At 50.9% G+C, this 21,539-nt stretch carries 38 protein-coding genes; 30 read left to right on the top strand and 8 right to left on the bottom strand.

What is annotated here, in order from left to right:
* Nucleotides 1–10: 10 nt before the first annotated feature.
* The gene (locus tag PSF11_RS16380; protein WP_000891157.1) at nucleotides 11–619 is read left to right on the top strand and encodes a hypothetical protein; all 609 of its coding nucleotides are present in this window, start codon (nucleotides 11–13) and stop codon (nucleotides 617–619) included.
* Entirely contained in the window at nucleotides 616–1,167 is a 552-nt protein-coding gene (locus tag PSF11_RS16375) for a FlhC family transcriptional regulator (RefSeq protein WP_001020646.1), read from the top strand. The genes PSF11_RS16380 and PSF11_RS16375 overlap by 4 nt, the downstream gene beginning before the upstream one ends.
* Before the next feature lie 59 nt (nucleotides 1,168–1,226).
* On the opposite strand, the gene PSF11_RS16370 is transcribed toward PSF11_RS16375, so the two are convergent.
* Nucleotides 1,227–1,646, bottom strand: a complete 420-nt coding sequence (locus PSF11_RS16370; RefSeq protein WP_000651490.1) for an H-NS family histone-like protein — start codon at nucleotides 1,644–1,646, stop codon at nucleotides 1,227–1,229.
* A 54-nt stretch (nucleotides 1,647–1,700) separates the two neighbouring features.
* Between PSF11_RS16370 and PSF11_RS21380 the strand changes: the two genes are divergently transcribed.
* Nucleotides 1,701–1,910: a hypothetical protein gene (locus PSF11_RS21380; RefSeq protein ID WP_024126942.1), complete on the top strand. Its 210-nt coding sequence runs from the start codon at nucleotides 1,701–1,703 to the stop codon at nucleotides 1,908–1,910.
* 47 nt (nucleotides 1,911–1,957) lie between these two features.
* Here the strand turns inward: PSF11_RS21380 and PSF11_RS16360 are convergent, their stop codons facing one another.
* Together PSF11_RS16360 and PSF11_RS16355 are read right to left on the bottom strand one after the other, a co-directional pair.
* Nucleotides 1,958–2,941: a ParM/StbA family protein gene (locus PSF11_RS16360; protein ID WP_000077457.1), complete on the bottom strand. Its 984-nt coding sequence runs from the start codon at nucleotides 2,939–2,941 to the stop codon at nucleotides 1,958–1,960.
* Entirely contained in the window at nucleotides 2,877–3,218 is a 342-nt protein-coding gene (locus tag PSF11_RS16355) for a hypothetical protein (protein WP_131728116.1), read from the bottom strand. The genes PSF11_RS16360 and PSF11_RS16355 overlap by 65 nt, the downstream gene beginning before the upstream one ends.
* A gap of 221 nt (nucleotides 3,219–3,439) precedes the next feature.
* Between PSF11_RS16355 and mobI the strand changes: the two genes are divergently transcribed.
* The 4 genes from mobI (at nucleotide 3,440) to PSF11_RS16335 (ending at nucleotide 6,307) form a co-directional block, all read left to right on the top strand.
* Complete coding sequence (gene mobI, locus PSF11_RS16350) at nucleotides 3,440–3,979, top strand: conjugative transfer protein MobI(A/C) (RefSeq protein ID WP_001447712.1); 540 nt, start codon at nucleotides 3,440–3,442, stop codon at nucleotides 3,977–3,979.
* Between the two features lie 4 nt (nucleotides 3,980–3,983).
* On the top strand, nucleotides 3,984–4,271 hold the full coding sequence (locus tag PSF11_RS16345; protein ID WP_000127321.1) for a hypothetical protein: 288 nt from the start codon (nucleotides 3,984–3,986) through the stop codon (nucleotides 4,269–4,271).
* Nucleotides 4,272–4,291: 20 nt separating this feature from the next.
* A complete protein-coding gene (locus PSF11_RS16340) occupies nucleotides 4,292–5,356 on the top strand; it encodes a RepB family plasmid replication initiator protein (protein ID WP_000044788.1) in 1,065 nt (354 codons plus the stop codon).
* A gap of 786 nt (nucleotides 5,357–6,142) precedes the next feature.
* Nucleotides 6,143–6,307, top strand: a complete 165-nt coding sequence (locus tag PSF11_RS16335; protein WP_032427622.1) for a hypothetical protein — start codon at nucleotides 6,143–6,145, stop codon at nucleotides 6,305–6,307.
* 85 nt (nucleotides 6,308–6,392) lie between these two features.
* Here the strand turns inward: PSF11_RS16335 and PSF11_RS16330 are convergent, their stop codons facing one another.
* Together PSF11_RS16330 and PSF11_RS16325 are read right to left on the bottom strand one after the other, a co-directional pair.
* Nucleotides 6,393–6,827: a hypothetical protein gene (locus tag PSF11_RS16330; RefSeq protein ID WP_004201092.1), complete on the bottom strand. Its 435-nt coding sequence runs from the start codon at nucleotides 6,825–6,827 to the stop codon at nucleotides 6,393–6,395.
* Between the two features lie 17 nt (nucleotides 6,828–6,844).
* Nucleotides 6,845–7,960 carry a phosphoadenosine phosphosulfate reductase domain-containing protein gene (locus PSF11_RS16325; RefSeq protein ID WP_000946104.1) on the bottom strand — a complete coding sequence of 372 codons (1,116 nt, stop codon included), beginning with the start codon at nucleotides 7,958–7,960 and terminating at the stop codon, nucleotides 6,845–6,847.
* Between the two features lie 267 nt (nucleotides 7,961–8,227).
* Between PSF11_RS16325 and PSF11_RS16320 the strand changes: the two genes are divergently transcribed.
* From PSF11_RS16320 to PSF11_RS16235, 18 genes are all read left to right on the top strand, one after another.
* A complete protein-coding gene (locus PSF11_RS16320) occupies nucleotides 8,228–8,836 on the top strand; it encodes a hypothetical protein (RefSeq protein WP_000849069.1) in 609 nt (202 codons plus the stop codon).
* Between the two features lie 4 nt (nucleotides 8,837–8,840).
* Nucleotides 8,841–9,362 carry a hypothetical protein gene (locus tag PSF11_RS16315; protein ID WP_000393783.1) on the top strand — a complete coding sequence of 174 codons (522 nt, stop codon included), beginning with the start codon at nucleotides 8,841–8,843 and terminating at the stop codon, nucleotides 9,360–9,362.
* Between the two features lie 2 nt (nucleotides 9,363–9,364).
* On the top strand, nucleotides 9,365–9,886 hold the full coding sequence (locus PSF11_RS16310; protein WP_000648873.1) for a hypothetical protein: 522 nt from the start codon (nucleotides 9,365–9,367) through the stop codon (nucleotides 9,884–9,886).
* A 96-nt stretch (nucleotides 9,887–9,982) separates the two neighbouring features.
* Entirely contained in the window at nucleotides 9,983–10,456 is a 474-nt protein-coding gene (locus PSF11_RS16305) for a hypothetical protein (RefSeq protein ID WP_000057876.1), read from the top strand.
* Nucleotides 10,422–10,760: a hypothetical protein gene (locus PSF11_RS16300; RefSeq protein ID WP_342761341.1), complete on the top strand. Its 339-nt coding sequence runs from the start codon at nucleotides 10,422–10,424 to the stop codon at nucleotides 10,758–10,760. Before PSF11_RS16305 ends, PSF11_RS16300 begins: the two co-directional genes overlap by 35 nt.
* 31 nt (nucleotides 10,761–10,791) lie before the next feature.
* Entirely contained in the window at nucleotides 10,792–11,619 is an 828-nt protein-coding gene (locus tag PSF11_RS16295; RefSeq protein WP_347880239.1) for a hypothetical protein, read from the top strand.
* The gene (locus PSF11_RS16290; protein ID WP_000829617.1) at nucleotides 11,619–12,578 is read left to right on the top strand and encodes a S49 family peptidase; all 960 of its coding nucleotides are present in this window, start codon (nucleotides 11,619–11,621) and stop codon (nucleotides 12,576–12,578) included. Before PSF11_RS16295 ends, PSF11_RS16290 begins: the two co-directional genes overlap by 1 nt.
* A 15-nt stretch (nucleotides 12,579–12,593) precedes the next feature.
* Nucleotides 12,594–13,454 carry a DsbA family protein gene (locus PSF11_RS16285; RefSeq protein ID WP_000139696.1) on the top strand — a complete coding sequence of 287 codons (861 nt, stop codon included), beginning with the start codon at nucleotides 12,594–12,596 and terminating at the stop codon, nucleotides 13,452–13,454.
* A gap of 33 nt (nucleotides 13,455–13,487) precedes the next feature.
* Nucleotides 13,488–13,916: a hypothetical protein gene (locus tag PSF11_RS16280; RefSeq protein WP_000591076.1), complete on the top strand. Its 429-nt coding sequence runs from the start codon at nucleotides 13,488–13,490 to the stop codon at nucleotides 13,914–13,916.
* 57 nt (nucleotides 13,917–13,973) lie between these two features.
* Nucleotides 13,974–14,333 carry a hypothetical protein gene (locus PSF11_RS16275; RefSeq protein WP_000422769.1) on the top strand — a complete coding sequence of 120 codons (360 nt, stop codon included), beginning with the start codon at nucleotides 13,974–13,976 and terminating at the stop codon, nucleotides 14,331–14,333.
* Between the two features lie 73 nt (nucleotides 14,334–14,406).
* A complete protein-coding gene (locus PSF11_RS21375; protein WP_157849586.1) occupies nucleotides 14,407–14,694 on the top strand; it encodes a hypothetical protein in 288 nt (95 codons plus the stop codon).
* 81 nt (nucleotides 14,695–14,775) lie between these two features.
* Nucleotides 14,776–15,294 (top strand): nitrite reductase, encoded by a 519-nt coding sequence (locus tag PSF11_RS16265; protein WP_000210757.1) that lies wholly within the window; start codon nucleotides 14,776–14,778, stop codon nucleotides 15,292–15,294.
* On the top strand, nucleotides 15,294–15,524 hold the full coding sequence (locus tag PSF11_RS16260) for a hypothetical protein (RefSeq protein WP_000972665.1): 231 nt from the start codon (nucleotides 15,294–15,296) through the stop codon (nucleotides 15,522–15,524). Before PSF11_RS16265 ends, PSF11_RS16260 begins: the two co-directional genes overlap by 1 nt.
* The gene (locus PSF11_RS16255; protein WP_001167036.1) at nucleotides 15,511–16,368 is read left to right on the top strand and encodes a hypothetical protein; all 858 of its coding nucleotides are present in this window, start codon (nucleotides 15,511–15,513) and stop codon (nucleotides 16,366–16,368) included. The genes PSF11_RS16260 and PSF11_RS16255 overlap by 14 nt, the downstream gene beginning before the upstream one ends.
* Nucleotides 16,369–16,393: 25 nt before the next feature.
* Nucleotides 16,394–16,585 carry a hypothetical protein gene (locus PSF11_RS16250; protein ID WP_001270409.1) on the top strand — a complete coding sequence of 64 codons (192 nt, stop codon included), beginning with the start codon at nucleotides 16,394–16,396 and terminating at the stop codon, nucleotides 16,583–16,585.
* A gap of 2 nt (nucleotides 16,586–16,587) precedes the next feature.
* Nucleotides 16,588–17,115, top strand: a complete 528-nt coding sequence (locus PSF11_RS16245) for a thermonuclease family protein (RefSeq protein WP_004201083.1) — start codon at nucleotides 16,588–16,590, stop codon at nucleotides 17,113–17,115.
* Nucleotides 17,116–17,172: 57 nt separating this feature from the next.
* Nucleotides 17,173–17,445, top strand: a complete 273-nt coding sequence (locus PSF11_RS16240; RefSeq protein ID WP_001043046.1) for an HU family DNA-binding protein — start codon at nucleotides 17,173–17,175, stop codon at nucleotides 17,443–17,445.
* Between the two features lie 88 nt (nucleotides 17,446–17,533).
* Nucleotides 17,534–17,827, top strand: a complete 294-nt coding sequence (locus PSF11_RS16235; RefSeq protein ID WP_001239998.1) for a hypothetical protein — start codon at nucleotides 17,534–17,536, stop codon at nucleotides 17,825–17,827.
* 26 nt (nucleotides 17,828–17,853) lie between these two features.
* Here the strand turns inward: PSF11_RS16235 and PSF11_RS16230 are convergent, their stop codons facing one another.
* A complete protein-coding gene (locus PSF11_RS16230) occupies nucleotides 17,854–18,156 on the bottom strand; it encodes an XRE family transcriptional regulator (RefSeq protein WP_000124640.1) in 303 nt (100 codons plus the stop codon).
* Nucleotides 18,157–18,160: 4 nt separating this feature from the next.
* Complete coding sequence (locus PSF11_RS16225) at nucleotides 18,161–18,511, bottom strand: type II toxin-antitoxin system RelE/ParE family toxin (RefSeq protein ID WP_000270043.1); 351 nt, start codon at nucleotides 18,509–18,511, stop codon at nucleotides 18,161–18,163.
* A gap of 162 nt (nucleotides 18,512–18,673) precedes the next feature.
* On the opposite strand from PSF11_RS16225, the gene PSF11_RS16220 reads away from it, so the two are divergent.
* The 4 genes from PSF11_RS16220 to PSF11_RS16205 all read left to right on the top strand — a co-directional run bounded on the left by PSF11_RS16220 (nucleotide 18,674) and on the right by PSF11_RS16205 (nucleotide 20,602).
* A complete protein-coding gene (locus PSF11_RS16220) occupies nucleotides 18,674–19,222 on the top strand; it encodes a hypothetical protein (protein WP_001061573.1) in 549 nt (182 codons plus the stop codon).
* A 340-nt stretch (nucleotides 19,223–19,562) separates the two neighbouring features.
* Nucleotides 19,563–19,757, top strand: coding sequence for a hypothetical protein (locus tag PSF11_RS16215; protein ID WP_000343597.1), 195 nt, complete (start codon nucleotides 19,563–19,565; stop codon nucleotides 19,755–19,757).
* Between the two features lie 10 nt (nucleotides 19,758–19,767).
* The gene (locus tag PSF11_RS16210; RefSeq protein ID WP_000516918.1) at nucleotides 19,768–20,139 is read left to right on the top strand and encodes a hypothetical protein; all 372 of its coding nucleotides are present in this window, start codon (nucleotides 19,768–19,770) and stop codon (nucleotides 20,137–20,139) included.
* A complete protein-coding gene (locus PSF11_RS16205; RefSeq protein WP_001281821.1) occupies nucleotides 20,132–20,602 on the top strand; it encodes a hypothetical protein in 471 nt (156 codons plus the stop codon). The genes PSF11_RS16210 and PSF11_RS16205 overlap by 8 nt, the downstream gene beginning before the upstream one ends.
* A gap of 14 nt (nucleotides 20,603–20,616) precedes the next feature.
* On the opposite strand, the gene PSF11_RS16200 is transcribed toward PSF11_RS16205, so the two are convergent.
* Nucleotides 20,617–20,952 (bottom strand): hypothetical protein, encoded by a 336-nt coding sequence (locus tag PSF11_RS16200; RefSeq protein ID WP_000683477.1) that lies wholly within the window; start codon nucleotides 20,950–20,952, stop codon nucleotides 20,617–20,619.
* A 96-nt stretch (nucleotides 20,953–21,048) separates the two neighbouring features.
* Between PSF11_RS16200 and PSF11_RS16195 the strand changes: the two genes are divergently transcribed.
* Nucleotides 21,049–21,537, top strand: a complete 489-nt coding sequence (locus PSF11_RS16195) for a DUF1643 domain-containing protein (protein WP_001273096.1) — start codon at nucleotides 21,049–21,051, stop codon at nucleotides 21,535–21,537.
* Nucleotides 21,538–21,539 lie beyond the last annotated feature (2 nt).

Genomic DNA, 21,539 nt, shown 5'->3' with positions numbered 1-21,539 from the left:
GGGGGGCGGAATGTTGGAACTGGATATTATTGGTGCGTGGGATGCAAGAGCCGTCAACCTCGATCAAGAAGAAGCTGATAGAAACGTCTACGAGTTCGATCTGACATTGTGGAACCTGCTATCCACTCTGGCAAAAGAACGTCCAGATGATGCGGCCTCACAATTTTCTTTGGGCATGGACACCGTTCAAAAGCTGTCACTGGCAACACCTTCCCAATTGGAAGCTCTGGCCTCTGGCGTGTTGATCTCTTTCAAACTCGAAACAGCAGAGCAGAACATCATCACGCGACTCTCTGGCGACTACGACCCTGTAGTTTTTATCAACCATAGTGTTGATGAATTTGATGCTGCCTACTGGTTGCTATTTAACCGCGTCGCATCGAGAGACCCGGAGATGGCAAAGGAAGTTTTCGGGGTTTCGAGAGAGCTTGCGGAGCTGGTGGCTAAGGCAACAGACAGCCAGTTGCGCCACATGTCTGGAACAACGGTTACGCATTTTACGCTTCGTTTTGCTCCGAGCATCATTGAAGAAATTCTCGATGACAGCCGGGAAGAGTTAACACACCCGGTATTGAAAAAACTGCAACAGTCTCTACAGGGACGTGGGAGGTGGAGATGAACATTGGCAACTCTGGTACATTGGGTCGCTGGGTTACAGCTCGACACATGGCCCTTGCTGGGTACATCACAAAAATCATCATGATCGAGACTGGCCTGACCTACAAACAGGTCAGACGGCTTTACCAGGATCTGGAGAGGGACGGATATACTCTGGAACGAAAATCCAGAACTTTCCGGGGTGGTGCGACACTGATTCATAGTCACACATCCAAGATACAGGCCTCTCTTCTAATGCAGCTCTACTTCAACATTGGTGGAGAAGCCGTGTTGCGGTCTGTGAACATCAAAGCCTTGAACAAGGCATTTAGAATGTATCACGCAATCCGCAAAGAAGTGCCCGGAATGAAAGGTGCTCGGTGGGCTCCGTTTGATATTACTGATGCCTGGTGTCTTGCTTCGGAGCTGAGAAGTGGGGACGCAATGCTGGAGGTGTGCGACAACTGCAAGTGTACGTACTTCACCTCTGTTAATCAAAGAACCTGCGTTGAATGTCCGTTCTGCAAAGAACAAGGAAGGCATGGTGGTGGGGAGAAAGAGTGTGCTTGAGTAGACTATGACATTTCGGACCAGAAGATGAGCGCCCAAACTTTGCGGCGCTCATTTTTTTACTTCTTCTGTGGGATACGGTAGCGCTCCAGCTCGACAGCTCCCAACCCCTTGAAAGCATCCGGGCGACGTCCTTGCCCACTCCACGAAACTCCGTCTTTTGAATATTTAGCATTATCAGGTTCTGATCTGCTCGTGAACATTTCGTTGAGCAAGCCGATGTCCACACCGCAGGATTCCATGTCGCTCATTATTCGCTCAGCCTGAGCTCGCTTTTCTTTTTCTTCTTCTTCTCGCTTTTTGTACTCTTCCTCCAGTTCATTGAGAACGCCCTTCATTCTGTCAATGATCTCCCGAACTTCATCTAACGGGAGTCCTCGCAACAGGGTGCGAATGCGGCTTTTACGCTTTAACTCTGCGATTATTAACTCTCTACGTTCAGCCGCTGATAGCGTAGAGAACTCCTCGTGGTCTTTCATGTCATACGGAGCCCATCAGTTTTCCTTTAAGTGAATCACGTTGAGAGTTCAGTTTTGCGTCAGTCTGCACTGGCGAATTTTGATGCTGTGCAGGTTGACTCTCTGAACTCTGTTGCTCAAAAGACCCAATGTTGCCAGAAAATCGAAGAGAATAAAGACCCAATAGAGCAAGGGCGCGGAGCCGATCACTACGCGCCTTATGCTGCATCTGGGACAGTTCACGATAGAGCTCCGGAAAGGCTTGCTCCGATATGTTCAGATTAGATATTTTTCCATCCCATTTGCTACCAGCCACAACGACCTCCTATCTATCAGCCGCAGAACCAGAAGCCCCTGGCATTGGATGCCACGGATTCGTTGGGCAGTACGATCCTGCTCTTAGGGAAAAGCTCCTTGGCCGCATCTTGGTAAGCCTCGGCACCGCCGCCAGCCAGCAGAACTACGTCAGCATCCATCCCGTCCTCACGCATTGACTTCCGCATAGGGATCAAGGCGTTTTGAGCGACTTTGGTTGAGGCTTTCTTGAAGTAGTCTTTGATCGATACCTTTTCACCGTAGAGGAAGATTTCGGCCTTACCGGCACGAATAGCTTTCTCGATCTTTTCGATGCCAGGGGCACCGCCGTGGTCTTCCTGAATTAGCCGGTCCGTTTCCTGTAGCAACACCGACATCGCCTTGAGGCTGGTGCCAGATGAGTGATAGCGGACCTCTCCCTCTTCAAGAGCTACCCAGTCTACAGAAAAGAACCCAGGGTCAATTACAACGGTTTTTCCTCCCTGGATAATCTCCAGGAGGTCTTCATCTTTGGTTGAACTTACAACATCCATGTAAGCACCGGCAGGTTGAGGTACAACCACGACAGACTTAACCGCTACCGATCGTTTTGGCGTGATCTGGTGTTCGCCCTCAAGCCGAGCTTTCAACGCCTCTCTGCGCTCTACGTCCATGTACTGACTAACAGGCAGGCCAGTCACCAGCACATCGATCTCCTTCTGCTCGGACATCAGGAGTGCAGCGTAGAAAAGAGCCTTGTATGGATTGGTCGAAGGATAGTCGCCGTGAAGCTCACGCTCCCATCCTTGCAATCGGTCAGGCTCGACGCCTGCAACCCATTTCTCTCCATCAATCACAACCTGAATGCAGGTCCCTGCACCGCCAGTTAACTGTTGTGGCATCAGTTCCAATGGACCTGCCCCCACCGGCATGACGACTGTGCGAGCTTCCTCACCTTTATACCCCATTGCCATTTTCAGGTTGGAGTAACCAATATCCAAACCCAGAACAAATTGACTCATGAAATCCTCCAAAGATTGCTTTTAGATTGCTTTTCGATTGCTTGCCGCGTGTTGGATAGAGAATAAGGCTAAAAGCGGGGACAGATGGCCTGTGTAATTGCCCAAAAGGGGCATATAGGTTGCTTTTCGGTGGCTTTTTGATCGTTGAGTAAGGGAACCTATGGGAACGCTGCACGGATAGGCTCAGATAAACAGACCTTACCCTCGCATCGAGAACCGCTTGCCCTCCAGCATCGAGAGACGGTGGTAAAGAGGCATTTGGAATCTTTGATGCCATATCCAATATATCTGGAATCTTTACATATAGATTCATATTTAAAGAGGCTGTGAAAGAATAAGAGCATCAAGATTCCAGATAGATAGAGGGAAATTTGACAAATTCCAAAGATGGGTTAGCCTAGTGACAGAACTAGATTCCAGTATTGGAATAATCAGCTTTAAATTCCAGATAGATAGTTATGTGGATAGGAATTGGATAGGAATTGGGAGGGTATTGAGGTGAGTCTACCAACAGAGCGATGGCTAGATCTGCTAGATCCGAAGCTCGAAGAAGAACGATCCGAGATAACAGAGGATCTGCTAGAGGCAGAGGGACGAGAGTTTGTTGCAGAGGTACGGAGCAAACTGGATCACGCCTTAGCGGTTCTTGCTGTCGAGGCGCAGCAGGAAGCGGACATGTACTGGAACGCGCACAAATCAGCGCGTGAAGAAGCGTCAGAGGACGAACAAGGGCGTGTCGGTACACGGGTTCGCATTCTAGGCGTATCACTCGTTGCAGAGTGGTATCGCAACAGATTTGTCGAACAAGTTCCCGGACAAAAGAAAAGGGTTCTATCGACACATATCAAGAAGGGTCGCGGTCATGCCTACAGCATGTCGCACTTCAAGAAAGAGCCTGTCTGGGCACAAGAGTTGATCCAGCAAGTTGAAACCAGGTATGCCGTGTTAAGACAACGCGCCACTGCCTTAGCAAAAATTCGCCGGGCGCTAAACGAGTACGAGCGCCAGCTAAACAAGACACATAGCGACGAGGTGTGACAACATGACAGCATCTGTAGCGGCCACTGAATTGGCGAAACTGGGGAAATGTGAAGCGATGATCAAGAAAGTCGCCAGCCATCCTCGCCCTGCCCTGTCAAAGCGCCCACAATCGCCACAGGGGACAGATAGCACCCTTCGGGGTGAGTTCGCTCATTTCCGATATGAAGCGGCAGCCCTGCGTTTTATGAGCGGCACTGCGGGGGCTAAGCGTCGCATCTACCAGCTAGTGTTTTCAGCGACGGTAGCAGCGGGAGCATTGACAATGCTGGCGGCATGGACCACCAGCTAGAAAGTATCGACGGAACAATCATGAGCAAGAGAACCAAAGACAAAGACCTGGAGAAACTCGACGTAATCAAAGACTCACCGCAAATGAGCCTGTTTGAGATCATTGAATCTCCGGCCAAGAAAGACGACTACTCCAACACCATCGAGATCTACGATGCGCTGCCGAAGTACATTTGGGACCAAAAGCGTGAGCATGAAGATTTATCCAACGCTGTAGTGACACGACAATGCACCATCAGAGGCCAGCATTTCACGGTGAAGGTGAAGCCAGCCATCATCGAGAAGGATGACGGAAGAACCGTGCTGATCTACGCGGGACAGCGAGAGGAAATCCTTGAGGATGCTCTACGCAAGCTCGCAGTGAACGGGAAAGGCCATATCATCGAGGGCAAGGCTGGAGTCATGTTCACTCTGTACGAACTCCAGAAAGAGCTCTCGAAGATGGGTCACGGTTACAACCTGAACGAAATCAAGGAAGCAATCCAGGTTTGTCGTGGCGCAACACTCGAATGTATCAGTGATGACGGCGAAGCCTTCATCAGCTCCAGCTTCTTCCCGATGGTGGGACTTACCACCAGAGGTGAGTTTCGCAAGAAAGGCGGGAACGCCAGGTGCTATGTGCAGTTCAACCCGCTGGTAAACGAATCGATCATGAATCTGTCGTTTCGTCAGTACAACTACAAAATCGGAATGCAAATCCGCTCCCCTCTTGCACGGTACATCTACAAGCGAATGAGCCACTACTGGACTCAAGCATCGCCAGATTCGCCGTACACGCCATCGCTTATCAGCTTCCTGACACAGAGCCCTCGTGAATTGAGCCCACGGATGCCGGAGAACGTCAGAGCTATGAAGCTCGCTCTGGAGGCCCTCATCAAACAAGAGGTCATAAGCGACTACGACGCGAACCAGATCAAGGATGGCCGCAGAGTCATCGACGTGCGGTACGTCATAAGGCCTCATGAGAACTTCGTGAAGCAGGTGATGGCGTCCAACAAGCGTAAGCAGCAGACAGAGCTACGGGCCATCAAGCAAGGCATGATCGACCACGACATCATTGATGAACCCCAGCGTAAGGGGAGGTAGCCACCAGAAGCTCCCAATACCCCAGGGAAAAGAAAGATAGGCGCGTCAGCGCCTTTTTTTATGCCAGAAGAAAGCGCACAAGGTACGCCCACAAGGAAAGACCGGAAACGGAATGCCTCCGCATATGGGGGAGCTGCACGGATAGAGCGAACGTGACCCCAGATGCTTCGTGGGCTGAGGCTCGATATATGGGAACGTTGCACGGTAGTTGCAAGCCGAGTCTCAGTATCGTGCAAGCGTAAGCCACGACGAAGGATAAGTGCCATGCTGCTCCAGTGGTTCCCGTAGAGTGGTTCCCGTAAGGTATTGATAGTTAAAGGGTGAGGATGTGGGGGACCTGCACGTTATGAGATTTGATATGTGGGTACGTTGCACGAAAGCAGGTTCTGAACCTCTCGATATATGGGAACTCTGCACGATTGACGAAGCAGAACAAAGATTGACAGATCAGGACAAACCTAAAAAGGCAGTCAAAATGACTCCAATAGTCCATAAAGTGATCGTGCTCACATAAAAAGAGGCCAAAAGTTATCCACATTTCCTGTGCATAAACGGGGTTTTGGTATGTGGGAGCGCTGCACGATCACATGTGGGTACGCTGCACGGAGCAAAAAACGACCAAAATTGATATATGGGAACGTTGCACGTTAAGAAGAGAATATATGGGCTGACTGCACGTATAACCTTAGACATGTGGGAACACTGCACGAACACCAGTTCTGATATGTGGGAACGCTGCACGAAAGCTCTGTTTTGTAAGGATTTTGTGGAAAAAAAAGGGGTTCCGTGTGGATAACAGTGGATAAGATCCAAGGGTATGTGGGGGCGTTGCACGGCAACCTATGGGTTCGCTGCACGGCAACCTATGGGTTCGTTGCACGGAATAAATATGAAAATGCCAGCAATATCAATGCGTTGAATGACAACTCAGAGCGCCTAACCTGTTTTTAACCGCTTTTAATCCTTTATACAAAGATCTAAAGATCTTTATATTTATCCTTTTGATCGCTGAGCAAAAAATAATCAACACTGTTTTTTAGAGAAAAGTCTCGTATGCAAGGCCGAACAGGACGAGTATCACTAACAAGATAAGCATCGACAGCACAAAGTAACCAGACTCGTACACCACAGCTTTGATCACAGAAACGACGCTGATCGATCTTCCAGAGATCCTCCCGATGATCCAGTGAAACGCAACGAACGAACCAAGCCCACAGATCAGCACCACCGCTACGGAGACAAGTGCATGTTCCCTCAGGACAGACTCACTAAGGAAACCATACTGCATCCCCATCAATACAAGCCTGCCAATGCCAAACCCCAGACCCAATGCAACAGCTCCACGAACCAGCACAACCTTCAACGACTGGAGCCATGTCAGTTCAAGATCCATCCCCTTACGGGAAGACCGACGCACCAGCACCATAGATATGCCCAGCCCCAAAAACACCAAAAAAACAAAATCCAACATTACCACCTCTGCACAAATCAATCAGAACCACAGGCCTCTCGGCCAAATGCGCCACCAGGGAGAACCCACTTCTGCCCCTCCGGCACAAAAATCGGGAGCGTGTAATCCTCTCTGGATACCTGCTCCAATGCCTCAACATCACTAATCTGTATCGGCGCAACAGCAGAACCTAAATCTATTACGTCGATTTTTTTTCTTGATACCGTCACACCAAAGGTTTGTTCATACTGAGCAATCTTCCCAGCTCGTTCAGGCCAGTAGTGACGGATAGTGGACCAGATACGCTGTGAGTTGTAGATGCAGGTCATACACGAAGACCGGCTCCAACCAAGGCGATAAGGGACTGGGGCCAGAATGCGGTGACGCTCGATTACTTCCCATACCTCTTCCTCAGTCCAATGAAGAACGGGCCTCCAGGCATCAACTAACCGTGCAGTCTTCCCATATCTTCTGTCACAGGCATGAGCCTCAAGCTGGTTGTACTTGGATCTGTTTGCACTTTCCTCCCGGCGCTCACCAGTGATGAAAAGGATCTTCTTCCCCTTGAAGCGCTCCTGGTTATTAAGAGCTCTGCGGCCAACATCGATCTTCAAGGCTGATGAACACCACCTTGTTTGGAGTGATGGCGATTGCTGAGGGAAACGAAGGCGTGTACCAGGCTTAGAGCGCTTATGGTCTCTAGGCAGCACCAGAAGCCCCTCAGGCGTCTCTACACGATGGGGGTGGCTATAGGCATTGTCTTTGAGCATTTCGCCCTCAAAGCCGCCCTCAAGCCACGAGAAGTACATTGGGACACCCAGTTCTTCCCCGAGCTGACGACAGTAATCACGCATGAAGGCCCAATCCATCAACGAACTACCTTCCTGACCATCAACATCATGGTGCCAGAACTCCACCTTTGACTTATCAACACCCATGTCCACCAGCCGCAAGTACGCAGCAATCGAGTCCTTGCCTCCAGACAGGCAAACAATGATGTGGTCGTACAAACTCAAGTCCACATCCGGCGCTGAGAAGTACGTTGTTCTATCGTCACAACGCTGACTGGAAGATATACCGGTAAGAACCGACTCCAGTGATGGCAACACCACCTGGTCATCGAACAAATCTCCTTGGTTTTCTCGTCTCAACATAAGTCGCTCTTTTTTCTTTACTGGGTTGTTTTTATGATTTACAGTATTATAAAATGATGCTGTGAAAAGTAAAGTTTTCAGAACGACCAGTCACTCAGGAGAACTTGATAAGCACCAGAAAGCAATCTAAAGGTGGTTTTTCGGTGAGGTTAGTTCAGGGGCAACCTGTCTTGCTGATTGAAAATCATCAAGAAGTGGTTTTTTGGTGTGGTTACGGTTTGAGGGGGTGAGTATGTGGGAACGTTGCACGGTTAAAGGGGGCCGCACATGAAAACGATAAAGCGGTTCATCGTATGGGTGAATTACGGTCTTGAGGGTTGGAGCATTTTCGGATCGAGCGATGACTGGGATGAAGCGGTATCCATCCGTTCGGAAGCGATAGACGAATGCAATATTGATGAGGAAGACATCATCTTGGCAGAAAACAAAAACGAGCTGGTGGTAAAACCTGCGGCCAAGCAAATGACGGAGTGGCACCGGGAACTGGAAGCCGTCCTTATGACCTTGGATGACTGCCAGATGGAATGTGACGGCATGACATGGGCAGTAAGCCACCTACTCAATGACGCGGGTGTACCTCATGACTGCATGTATGGTTTTGTGCGAAACGAACAGACCAAGGACATCGTGACACCGCATTTCTGGGTTGTCCTGGATGATGGGTGGTTGGTGGATCTGAGGCTACGCATGTGGCTTGGCGATCACGACAACATTCCTCACGGGGTATTCCATCCCGATAACGAGCCAGGATTTTTCTACAAGGGAGACCCCGTTCAAAACCATAAAGGGATGAGACTGGGCAAAGCCGTCCTGGACATCATGACCGACGGAAAAATTTCACATGTGAAAGTTCCTGAACGACAAGACGGAGAGTAATAGCGTGGAATTTGATTACGACAAGTCAGTATCAAACGCACATCTTGAGGCCGCAGGCTGGGGTATGGATGCCTTTAATCACTCCAACCCATTTGAGAGCCATGTCATCTATGTGCGTGACTACCGCAACGATCACATCCGCCTGTTCACCATCAAGAAGGCTGACTTCGACACGATAAAGCTGCCGCTTCACCTTACCTCCGACATGCTGGCTTCGGTGATCGCTGAGTTCGTATCGAAGGCAGCAAAAGGGAAGTTGAATACGAAGGAGTCCGATACGCTGGCTCCTGCCTTGGTTGGCTATGCCAAATCAACAGAAACCTACCGGAGCTGGCGGAGAGTGTCTGGAACAACAGAGCGATTGCATATGGTCATCAATATCTACGCGGGTTCTGGATTGCTGAGACCTTTCATCGCTCGGGCTCCTGAGACCGTCCTGACGACCCAAGAGCTACTGGTCTTCTCATCACAGGTTAAGAACATGGATGTATCCAATCATCCAGAGTGGTTTAGGGGCCTGAGGTAGTCATGAAGGCAGTTCTCTGGATATTCGTCCTTATCATTGCACCTTTCGTCATTGCGAAAGTGGACCAGTGGCGCAAACGCGGCATTGGAGACACCTGGGCGTGGTGGAAATCAGAGAACATGCCTTATGAGCTGCGCTCGGCCACTCTGTTTTTATCCGAACAGGACATATCAACCACACAGCCGGTGCCCATGCACGGCAGGGTTGATCAGGTGTACAAAGCCAAGAATGGGGTTCTCATTCCCTTGGACACCAAGCTGCGCCAGGTAAACCACATCTATGAGTCGGACATTATCCAGCTCTCGGTTTACCGGGTAATTCTGTCACACAAGTACAAGGCACCCGTTGCCAAGTACGGCTATGTCCGAACCGTTGTTGAGACAGCGGACGGGGATAGAGTCCGTTACATCAAGACAAACCTTCTCAGCGAAAAAGAAGTGGTCAAGTTGTGGCACCGCTATCAATCCATCCGTTCTGGTCAGGTAAAAACCTCCTGTTCCTGTGGCGGAAAGTTTCACATGTGAAAGTTCTGGATTGAATTAGGGTTGCCCGAATTGGGCAGCTAGGCGGGGTTGCATTTTTGAAAAGTCCTGTACGCTGGTTGGTATAGGAGGTGAATAGTGGCCCAGCTTAAACATAACCGCTTCGTCATGTTGGGGTCCTTGGTAGCGACGGTCGTAGCTGCTGCGAATGGCTTGAGTTTTCTCACCCTTATGGCTGGTGGAATGACCCTTATCCAGTTCATGGCTTGGAAGCAACAAGATGCTGTCCGTAGCCGGTTTAAAGCTGCGAAGGATGCGTTTGAAGCGTTGAACGTTATTGCGTTCGACAAGCACTGGGTAGGTTCAACCGCGACGGTCGCCAAAGTGTCGAACATGATCACTCCGCCCGAACGACTGGATAAGCCCTGGGCGGTGCAAGTTCTGGCCGTAACCAAAGGTGGGACGTGGTTCGCAGTGGATCTGCAAGTGACCGGCACTGACAAGGTTCAGATGCTTAGCCTCCACCAGCTTAGTGAAAAGGCGGCAAAGACCATGCTGGCCTTCGACCTCGAAGTGTATGAAAAATTTTTCGGAAAACCTGATGTTGCATGAGGACAATGTGATGGAAAAAGTCAAAAGCGTAGATGCCGTGGAGTTCACGGCAGCAGATAAGAAGGCGATGACCCATGCGGCATACGCCCAGTGTTTCTTCATTCTGGCCCAAGTGATGGCATTCCCTTCCCTAGGGGTGGCTGGCGCTATGGTTGCTGCTCTGTGCGGCATGATGCCGTGGTTGACCAAGTTCGCCAAAGAGGCTCCATCGAAAGCCTTTGGCATGGTGATGGCTTCACTCTGCCTTGCTCCTGTGTACGGGAAACTCTGTGAGCTGGTGGTCCACGCGATTCAGGGAGCTTGAGCTTATGGGGGTAGTACGAGTTCCCTACCTCTTGGCTGAGCTGAAAGAACGCGGATGTGCTGATGAATCTGCTCTGGCGCAGGTTATGCAGCCTGGATGCCGAATTGGAGAGGAAGACCTACGGAAGTTGGCCGCAAATTTAGGGCTTGAAGTTTCTGAGCTGGCACCAGCGCCAGAGAACGCGGCCAACACCCGGTTCAAAGCAAAGCTGAGAGGAGGTTTGGCCTCCTTTCTTTTTGAGTACGACGGCTGTTTCCGACATGCCGAAGGCTCCAGCCATGCAGAAATGTTGGGTATCGAGCAAGAAGACGATATTGGTCTTCCGAGTCGAGCTGCTGACGCCATGCTCCTGGAAAAGATGCTTTACCAGGTAATCGCTCGGGCTAAGTACATGCTCGGCAAAATCGACAGCAAGTTTGTCAGGTCAGAACAAGCAATCGAGTTCCGTGAGCAACTTGCTCCTGGGATCTTCAGGCCAGGGTACAGAGGTTTCCGATTCAAGGAGGCTGCCGCTGGTGATTTGCCTACAGTCATGATTGACGGTCGGAAGTTCAATTGCGTTGCCAGTATAGCCAGAGCGCATGGACTTGATCCGGTAACGGTGCGTAGGCGCATTGCGGACACAAGGAAGGCCGCAGACAAACTCTCCAATGATGAGTGGAAACTCATCCTCGCCAAGAAAAAAGGTAAAGGGAAACCCTTCACCTATCTGGACAGGACCTACAGCAACATTGCCCAGTTCTGTCGTGAGCATCAGCTCAACACCAACCTTGTTTACCAGAAAGTCAAAGACCGGGCTGATAGCGCTGATGAAGAGTTCTGGGGACAGATAATCGAAACATGCAAAAGGAAAGACTAATGGCAGAAAACAAAGAGATCCCCTGGGAGAAAGAGCTCATTGAGAAGTACATGTTCACCCTGCATAAAGAGCAGGTGAAAGACCGGCGCTGGCGGACCATGTTGCGTGTGCTTCGCGCATCAGGTTTCGTGCTTCTCATGATCGGCTTCATCATTTTGGCATCTAATCCGGGTGGGATGCCGTGGCAAAGCGCCAAGGCTGGAGCCCCTCACACCGCGTATATCAACATCCGTGGTGAAATTGCTGCTGGCACACTGGCCGATGCTGATCACCTTATCCCGTCCATCCAAGCAGCATTCGACAACCCGAATTCACAAGCTGTCGTGCTTCGCATAAACAGCCCTGGCGGTAGCCCGGTTCAAGCAGGACGGATTTATGAAGAAGTGAAGGCGCAGCGAGCCCTTCATCCGGAGAAAAAGGTCTACGCCATCATTGATGACATCGGTGCCTCTGGCGGTTATTACATCGCCTCTGCTGCGGATGAAATCTATGCTGACCGCGCCAGTCTTGTCGGTTCTATCGGCGTCATTAGCTCAGGGTTTGGATTCACCGGCTTGATGGACAGGCTCGGCATCGAGCGCCGGGCAATCACTTCCGGAGAGCACAAAGCGCTTCTCGACCCATTCTCCCCTCTTACCTCTGATATGAAGAAATTCTGGGAGGGCGTTCTATCGAAAACCCACCAGCAGTTCATCGAACGAGTGAAGGCTGGGCGGGGTGATCGACTGAAAGACGCCCCAGAGGTGTTTTCTGGATTGCTCTGGAACGGGGAGCAGGCCAAAGAAATTGGGCTGATTGATGGCCTGGGGAGTTTGAACTCCGTGGCGCGAGACGTCATCCACCAGAGCAACTTGGTGGACTACACACCAACCGAAGACATCATCCGGCGACTGACCCAACGAGCGAAGCTCGAAGCCAGTTCCTTCGTGCAAGAACTCAGCGCTGTGAAAGTTTACTGATAGGAGCAGTTTGACATGACAGAACAAAGTACCAAATCACTACGTCTCGGGGTTTTTGCCGCCATTATTTTGGGGCTCGTAGGAACCGGGTTCGGAATCTACCAGCTCGTGAAAGAGAAGGATCTGGCGCAAGAGATCGCCAACGTGAAGTCCACGGTCAACCAGGTGAAAGATGCCGAAGGCGTCACCTTCAAAAGCAAGGCAGAGTTTGAGGCTGCTGTGGCCGAAAGCATCAATAAGTTTGTCGCGCAGAAACAACAAGCCGACATCGATCAGAAGTATGCCCAGTTCGAGGCGGCACCTGAAAAGGTCGAAGACGGCAAACACATCTATGGGGACCTTGGTGCCCGATTCACGCTGGTGGAGTTCTCTGATATGGAGTGCCCCTTCTGTAAGCAATTCCACGACACGCCCAAGCAAATTGTGGATGCCAGTAAAGGCAATGTGAATTGGCAGTGGAAGCACATGCCTCTCGACTTCCATAACCCGGCAGCTCACAAGGAAGCGTTGGCCGCTGAATGTATTGCTGAACAGAAGGGCAACCGTGGCTTCTGGGTCTTCGTGAATGAGATTTTCCATCACAGCAAAGGCAACGGTGCCGGTGTTTCTGACTTGGCCTCTGTTGTCACGGGTGTTGGTGCTGATCTGGATGCTTTCCGTGAGTGTCTCAGCTCTGGCAAGCACGAAGATAAAGTTCAAGCTGACATCCAGAAAGCCAAGAGTTACGGCGTTAATGGTACTCCAGCAACCTTTGTTGTAGACAACCAGACAGGCAAGAGTCAGCTACTCGGTGGTGCTCAACCGGCACAAGCCATCATGGCGGTGATGCGAAAAATGATGATTGAGTCGCAACAAGACGACTCAGCGAACCAATAAAAACTTTCACATGTGAAAGTGGAGTGAGAACTGATGATCAAGATTACAACTAAATTGGGGTGCCTTCTGGCGGGGCTGCTTGTCCTGTCGGCTTGCTCAAGCGTCCCTCAGACAAGCAACGAATACACGAAAGCCCTGGATGATACCAAACAGGTATGTGCTGCCTGTGCTCTGGTTGGTAATGACCTGCTGGTTGCCCTCAACAAGTCATGCGACAAACCCATAACCCCGGAGACTCTAACCAGCGTCATGAACAGTAACTCGATGTTTGCCGCCATGATGGCAATTAACTCCATTGGTGGAACCGACCTTTATCAGGTTTACCGTGATGCGGCTATCGACACCCTGCGATGCAATGAGATGGACACTTGGCCTGAACGGACCAAGGTGCGTTTCCAGCAGCCCGACATGCAAAAGGCGCTGGCCTTGAGGGTTTCTGTCAGACAGCAGAATGCAAATTAACTTTCACATGTGAAAGTCAGGTCCCTCAGGGGCCTGATTTCACTATGAGGTGTACCAATGGAGTTACAAGAAGCAAAAAATGCTCTCGATAGCCTTCACCCCCACAAGGCCTCAGCCCCTTTGAGGCTTGTCATCCACCAGCCTGGAGGGATTGGTGGAACCCCTACCGTAGGGGTGAAAGCAATTCATGCTGGGTTTGATTGGGACAGCAACACCATCCTGATCTACCCGGAAGAGCAGCTCACCCGGTTGACGCCGGATGAGGTCGCCGCCATCACGAAGTCAGTATCGAAGGGACAGTCCTGGCATTCATATCAGCAGTTCAAGAAGTATCGGGAGCAGTTGGCCGAAGCCACGGAGGAAATTAATAGGCTCAGGGCTGAGCTGGGCAGGTATCAGAATAACGGGAGGGGGTAATGCTAAAACGCGGAATTATCAATCTCGCTGCTAGTTACATCATTGTTGATGCCCTACTCCGGAATGCAGCAATTTGGATCTTTGGCTTGTCCTTCTCCATTGGTGGCACTTACGTCGCTGGCGAGGCCAGTACATGGGGCGTTTACCTAGCCACTTCTGGTGCAATGACACTCTGTTCTGTCGTAACAGCCTACCTGCTCGTGACCTATCACCGCTGGGGGCTGATGACGGCCAGGGTCTGGCTGCTATTGAGTGCCTGCCTAAACGGCTATGCCGTCTATTTGAGCAGCCACAACATCCAGTTGGTGGTGGCACTGCTTTCCAGCCTGTTTATTGCTTTGTGGATGCTCAAGACCCTTGAGCAACCAGCAGTGAAGGGGACGTACAAGGTAATCGCTGATCTTCACCGTCAGCTATGGGGAATGTTGAAGGGACAAACACAATGACGACGAATACTCAAAACGCGAACGCCAACCAGGTTCGGTCTTTACGCGACATGCTTGTCCCCGCCCTGTTGTTCTATGTGGTGATGACGGCCATGTTTGTGGGTCTTGACGCATTCATGGATAAACCCACCAGCATGAACCTGCCATTTATGCCGTTCCTTGTCTCGATGGTGAGTTTTACCAGTGACGCACGTCGAGCGTGGGACTGGCGGAACGGGACCAAGGTTGTGGCCGTATTGACTGCGGTAGCCATGCTGTTGGCATTCATCTATCAACTCGCGGTCGGAGAGGTAAATCTCTTAGGGGTTGGTATATACCCGGCCACAGCCATCCTTCTGTTGGCAATCACCTGGGTGATTCGCGCTATCGGAAAGACGGCTCCTTTCCAGTTCCTGGGGAGACACCTGGCGCGGTTTGGTGCATCGAAGTGGGTCCAGCGTACCGCCGCAGTCATTGTGCTCGCGGGTGGCCTTGCCATCACTGTCTATGCCTACTGGCTTAACCACGGGAGCTGATGATGATCATTGCAACGAAGAGCGGCTTGCTGGTGGCCGCAGAACTAATCAAGGAAGAGGCCGGGTACTGGCTACTACAGCCTCGTGACCAAAAGACGCCGGTCAGAGTGAATAAGCAAGATGACAATAAACGCGCTTTCACGCATATGGGAGACGCCCTTCGCTGGGCAGGTGATCCTGAGCTTGCAAAGCAGTTCGATGCCGAGGGGGAAGAACATGCAAATTCGTGACTACATGACAAAGTTGTTTGAAGCATTTGGTGATGTAGAAGAAGTCACCCGAGAAATGCTTCTGGAGCAGGCGGAGCTCATTCATACGATCAGCGATAAGTGTCAGAGCACAGGCCTGTTTCTGGATAGTCAGGTTCGTTTCAACCAGTTCGTTCAAGAGATTGAGGCTGACGACAATGTAGAGGATCGGTTGCTTCATGCTTGGTGCTGGGTAATGGACCGAATAGTGAAGGCACCAACATCCTTTCACATGGATGGGGCTGTGATTTTGACAATGCCTCTGGTCGCCAGATACCTGCCACCAGTTGAACGGGAGCCGGAAACCATCGTGGTGAATCTCGATGAGGACTACAAGGCTCCTGTAGGCAACCAAACACTCTGCGAGCTCATTATGGAACGGAGGCATTGGCCGCAAGGTGCAACGTGCGCGACCCAAGAAGCGGATGGTGAAATCCTCTACTGGGACGCCCCGGTTCAGGTAGTAGAGGAAGGCAGAAAGGCCGCTGGCAAGCATGGCATGATGGCTGAAATAGGATTAAAGCATCAAGTAGACTTTTGGTTTTCTGACATGGCCGAAACTCGGCTCGCAACCGATTGGAACACCGCCGTCATCACACCTCACTGCTTGCTACTTTCCTATCTTGATGTGCTCCAAAAGAACAAAGTGCCGTTTGATGAGGGGGTGCGGCTCGCTGCCGAATGGGTAACGCAACTTGGTGGGGAGTCTCGTAAAGATACCGAGGAAGAGCCGGAAGCTGATGCTACGGTGCTTTCCCTTGGGCGAGCCACAGCTCATTGCTTTAAACCTTATCCGGACACACAAAATTTCTATTACGAGGCCTAAGCCTCACCCAAACAGGAGGATCAACATGCGATACCAGGTATTTAAAACGAAGGAAGGGGGCCTGCCGGTGTTTACTGCACCGTGGTACTGGTTGGCCTCTGCCATTGCTCACTGGTCATCTCTTAACTGGGATGCCTGTCGAATCGTAGACAGCAAGGCGGATAAAACAATGCTCTGCTGGGCCAAGGCTCTACCGGCTGCAAAAAAGATGGAGTGATTATGAGGTTCGGTTTTGCAAAAAAGACGGGGATTTCAGCGTTCCTATCAGCAATGCTGGTGCTGGCTCCTCATGTGTGGGCAGAGACCTTCACTGCAAAGGTTGTGGGGGTGTCTGATGGTGATACGGTCAAAGTGCTAACGGAACAAAGCTGCGATACCGGAAAAGACTGCCGGAGTGGCAAGATCCAGTACCGAGTAAGGCTCGCGGAGATCGATACTCCAGAGAAAAAGCAGCCATACGGCTCAAAGGCGAAGCAGGCCTTATCAGATCTGGTGTTTGGTCGAATGATCAAAGTGGAGCAAATCGACAAAGACCGTTATAGCCGCCTGGTTGCCAATCTCTATGTCGATGGCAAATGGGTCAATGCCGAAATGGTCCGTTCTGGGAGTGCGTGGGTGTACCGGCAGTACGCCAAAACACCGGAGCTGTTCAAGCTGGAGACCGAGGCCAAAGCCGATAAGCGAGGTCTCTGGGCATTACCGGAATCGGAGAGAACTCCCCCTTGGGAGTGGCGAAGAAAGCACTAACCACACCCCAGAGTATGCAGGTGTAAACAGTAACCAAGAAAACAAACAGGAATAACGATGAACAAAAGCGAACTGATTATGAAAGTGGCCGAAGACGCTGATATTAGCAAAGCAAAGGCCGAAGCTGCGGTAAATGCGCTGATCAACTCAGTGAAAGAGGTGCTTAAAGCGGGTGGGACAGTAGCGCTTACTGGGTTTGGTACTTTCCACGTTAAGGAACGCGCAGCGCGAACCGGACGGAATCCCCAGACTGGAGAGAACATCCAGATCGCGGCGGCCAACATTCCTGGGTTCAAAGCTGGTAAGGGGTTGAAAGACTCCGTGAACTAGATCTTAATCATGTGACACATGAATAAGGTTTACATAAGGCTCCTTTCGTGGGAGCCTTATTCATATCAGACATGAATAAGGGGGCGGAATGAGGTTGTCGTCAACTCAAAAGGACGTTTTGTTCATTCTATACGCAATTGAGGCCGGTGGAAAAGCCGAGCCTGTACCAGGTGTAAAAATACTGGAGATGATCAACTCAGCTCGCCAGAGCGGTATTCATGGAACGAACTTCCGAACGTCATGCCACACGCTGGTGGAGAATGGCCTGTTGAACAAGTACCGGAATGCTTCTCTAAAGCTGGCCTTTAGGCTGACCGACGATGGCAGGGAACGTGCAGGAGAGATATACCGCAAACGGCTGGAGGAAGTGCAAGATAAGTAATACGCCCCATAACGGGGCGTATCGAGTTAAACGGCAAAGCCGTAGTGGGTGCCGTCCGGAAGTTCAACATCGAGGCGTAGCTTGCCACCGGAGGCCTCAACGTACCGCTTAATGGACGACAGCTTGAGATCTCGTCCAGGTTTTTCCATCTCGGAGACTGTCGGCTGTCTCACACCCAGAGATGCAGCAATTTCCCCCTGGGTAAGGTTCATGCGATCACGAAGCTCTGCCAAGTGGATGTTCAGTAACATCTCAGTGGCCGCTTTCTGTGCTTTGGCAACAACCTCAGGCTTTTCTGTTGCCAGCATTTGGTCAAGAGTTCTTGCCATAACGTCACTCCTTCTTCAATTTATCCAAGTGCGCCGCAAACTCGCGGTCTGCAATTGGGATCATTACTTCATAAAACCTTTTCTCGTCCCCGGTCTTGTTACCGGCGCAGAGAAGAATCCCCTTACGCTTTGGATCGAACGCAAAGAATGCCCTGATAGGATCTCCTTTGCTTTGGACCCGCAGCTCTTTCATGTTGCTGTAGGATGAACCGTTAACAGTATCCGCGTATGGTCTCGACAGCATGGGACCTCTATCTCGCAGCACCATCATCGAAGCCAGCACGTTGGCTCTATCGGTATCATCCAGTGCATCGAACCACTCATCAAAGGTGTCAGTTGTCTCGATGACCCACATGGTTTCTCCTTACTTAATATAGGTGCAATCCTATATAGATTCAAACCTATAATCAAGAAAAATCGGCGGCTATGGGGGACGAAATGCCGGTAAGTAGTCATGTGACTAAAATAGGGGGTAGAATAGGCCTCAATATAGTCATGTGACTAAAAGGTGTACTGAATGAACAACCTGCCCCTACTGCTCGACGCAAGAGAAGCCATTGACTACTACCACCAGCATCCAGACATGACTGATGCAGAAAAGGCCTATGTGGTCGCGTTCCTAAGCGGAGAGGGGCGCTCAAACAGTCAGATCAGAGAGGAACTGGGGATTGAGAAGGTATACACGGTTACACACCTGAAACGCGCCGGTACGCTGTCGGAGGAAGAGCTCACACTCTGGCTCAGAAATCCACGCAAGATCACCCTGGGACATGTGAGAGCCGTGGCTAAGTTACCTATCAGCAAGAGAGAAAAGCTCCTGAGGGATCTCCTGCATACCAGGACACCGGTTCATACATATGAGGCGATAGCGAAGGGCAAAGAAGTGGATAGGGATGCTGACATTAAGCGTCTGGAAACCCTGATGAGCGATGCGACGGGTAGGCCCATCAAAATTCGCTATAACCCCGCGAAGCGCTCCGGGGAGCTGACGCTGGGATTCTTCACGCTCGATGACCTGGATGACGTGTGCAAGGCTCTGGGGTTTGATCCAAGCGAGCAGATGTAAACCAGAAAACTTTCACATGTGAAAGTCTTGCAAGGTGTCTTTTTATTGTTTACAGTATCATAAAATGAATCTGTAAAGGTGCGCGATGAATGTGCTTCCAACGAAAAGCTGGCCTTGGGCGTTATAACTCAACCAGACCTGAGTGGCTGGCGGCGTACCGAAACGCAAGATGTATGAGAAGCTCAGGTAAAGAACCTGATGCTTCTCTTTCCGGGATAGCTTGGAAGGCGCAACTCATTGTTGCCCATGAAAGAGGCAGAATTGACAGCCTGGCTGTCCCTTTGGATGCCAGATTGATAGCAAAGAACCTCATCGACGAGATCCTTGCTGAGGAGAACTGATGGACGAAAAAATTACCTACGAAGAAATGCTTGAACAACTCGACCAGAAAGGCATCCGCGTCACCAACGGGGCGAGACGGCTTTATGTCGCGTTGAACAACGGAGTCAAAGCTGAGGTGCTGGGTAACTGCGGTCCCGCCACAATCAGCTTGGTTGACGGGATGATTGTTGTGGAAGAGCAGACTCTCCACTAAGGGCAGCAGCATGGGCAAAAAAGTACACATCATTTGTGGAAAGTGCGGCAGTGACGAGATGAACTTTGTCATCAATGGACACTGTCCAGACGATCCCCAGAATGTTGCCAGTATGTCCTGCTCAAATTGTTGCGAACTGACAGGCATAGCCGAGTGGTCGGAATTTAATGGACGTGAGCTGAAAGGTGAAGCCGTCGCCCTATCAACACCGGCAAACGTGAATGCTCTTCTAGGATTGCTTCGCCAGGCGATGGACAGCGTTGAGTATCGCCTCTATGGCGGGGGCATGTCATTGAGCGGTAATGATGCTGCCGAACTCATAGACCTCCAGGAGCGAGCTGAGAAGGTCTTGTCTGTTCTTCGGAGTGATCAGCATGAGTGATTTATACGAACCGCTTGAGTTTGTGTTCTGCGGCTTTAGGAAAGGGGACGCTGGGCTCTTTATCTCGGTAGCCACTTTGCGCGATGGTGTTTTAGGCCGTGAGATGTATTTCTCAAAGGGAAAAAGCAAAAGGCGCTGGGTTGTCGGTGGCATTTACTCAGGGGCCTCGTTTTCGGACAACGGAGCAAAAGGTCTGGATGATGCTCATTACGTTAAAGCATGGGAAGTGCAAGGCGACAAGATAGAGTGGCAAGCAAAAAGCGAGCAAGCCGAAGCCTTGGCGCGAAGCGAGAAACTTGAAGCCGACGATAGGAAGCGCAATGAACTCGAAGAGCTGATGCTACCCATCAGGAAGCAATATGGGGCATTAACAAAGCGACGTGATAGGGCAGGGGCCGCAGCTCTTGAAGAAGCTGTCCTGAGAGCGCTGAGAGCGCCCATCAGGAAGGCTGAGGAGAAATAACCGTGGAGCCAGTCTTAGCTAAAGCATTCGCCGGTTTTAAAGTCGTAGCTGTAAGTGCCCATCAGATTGGCTTTTCGGCTTTTTTTGCCATTGGTGTTTGCTGGCGCTTTAGGGGTCGCAAGTACGCCATAGAACAGGATACCAACAAGTGCCGCTTGCCACGCGAAAACAGCAACCAGAATCCAAAAAGCAGCAGCCAGAACCGGCAGTTTGTGCAGAAGGTTGAGCACCGGCTTGGCCCAAATCACTGCCGGGATAGCCAGCACTGCGTAACCCCAGTTGGTTGCCTCAAGCATAGCCAGGCCAAGAACAACAACAGCCATCAGCGCGATATTCAGTACATGTTTCATGGTCATCTCTCCTTTTCAACTTACACTTTTATCCTATCACAGCATTAAAAAATGCAACTGTGAAAGGGCGTTTTTCATTCAAAAAGAGGTGACACTTTGAGTGCAATTATCAGCAAGTGCGGCATGTACAGATACCGTCTGGAAAGGGATGTGCAACCCGAAGGCCTTGTGTTCGGTTATTTTGGTGTAAACGGCTCTACGGCCACGGCCACCGAGGACGATCACACGGTCAGAAAGTGGATAGGGTTTACCAAGGTCAACGGAGGGAGGCGATTCATAGTCGGTAATGCTTTTGCTTTTCGGGCGACCGACGTTCGAGAGCTGGCTACGGCGGTTGATCCTGTCGGGCCTGAAAATGAAATCCACTTGGAAAGGATTATTCGGGATGCTGATGTCTTGGTGCCCTGCTGGGGGAGCCGAACTAAGCTGCCTAAGTCTTTGCATGTTCATTTGGACAGGCTTTTAGAGCAGCTCGTTGCATCTGGGAAGCCGGTATTGGCATTTGGCGTGACTGGTTCGGGGGACCCGAAGCACCCACTAATGCTTGGATATTCGACAAAACTTGTGCCCTGGGGAGGAAAATAATT

Origin of the sequence: Providencia sp. PROV119 (genome assembly GCF_028482435.1) — a bacterium.
GTDB classification, from domain to species: domain Bacteria; phylum Pseudomonadota; class Gammaproteobacteria; order Enterobacterales; family Enterobacteriaceae; genus Providencia; species Providencia stuartii.
Note: the sequence above shows the minus strand (reverse complement) of the source record. Positions and strands in the feature narration are given on the sequence as shown.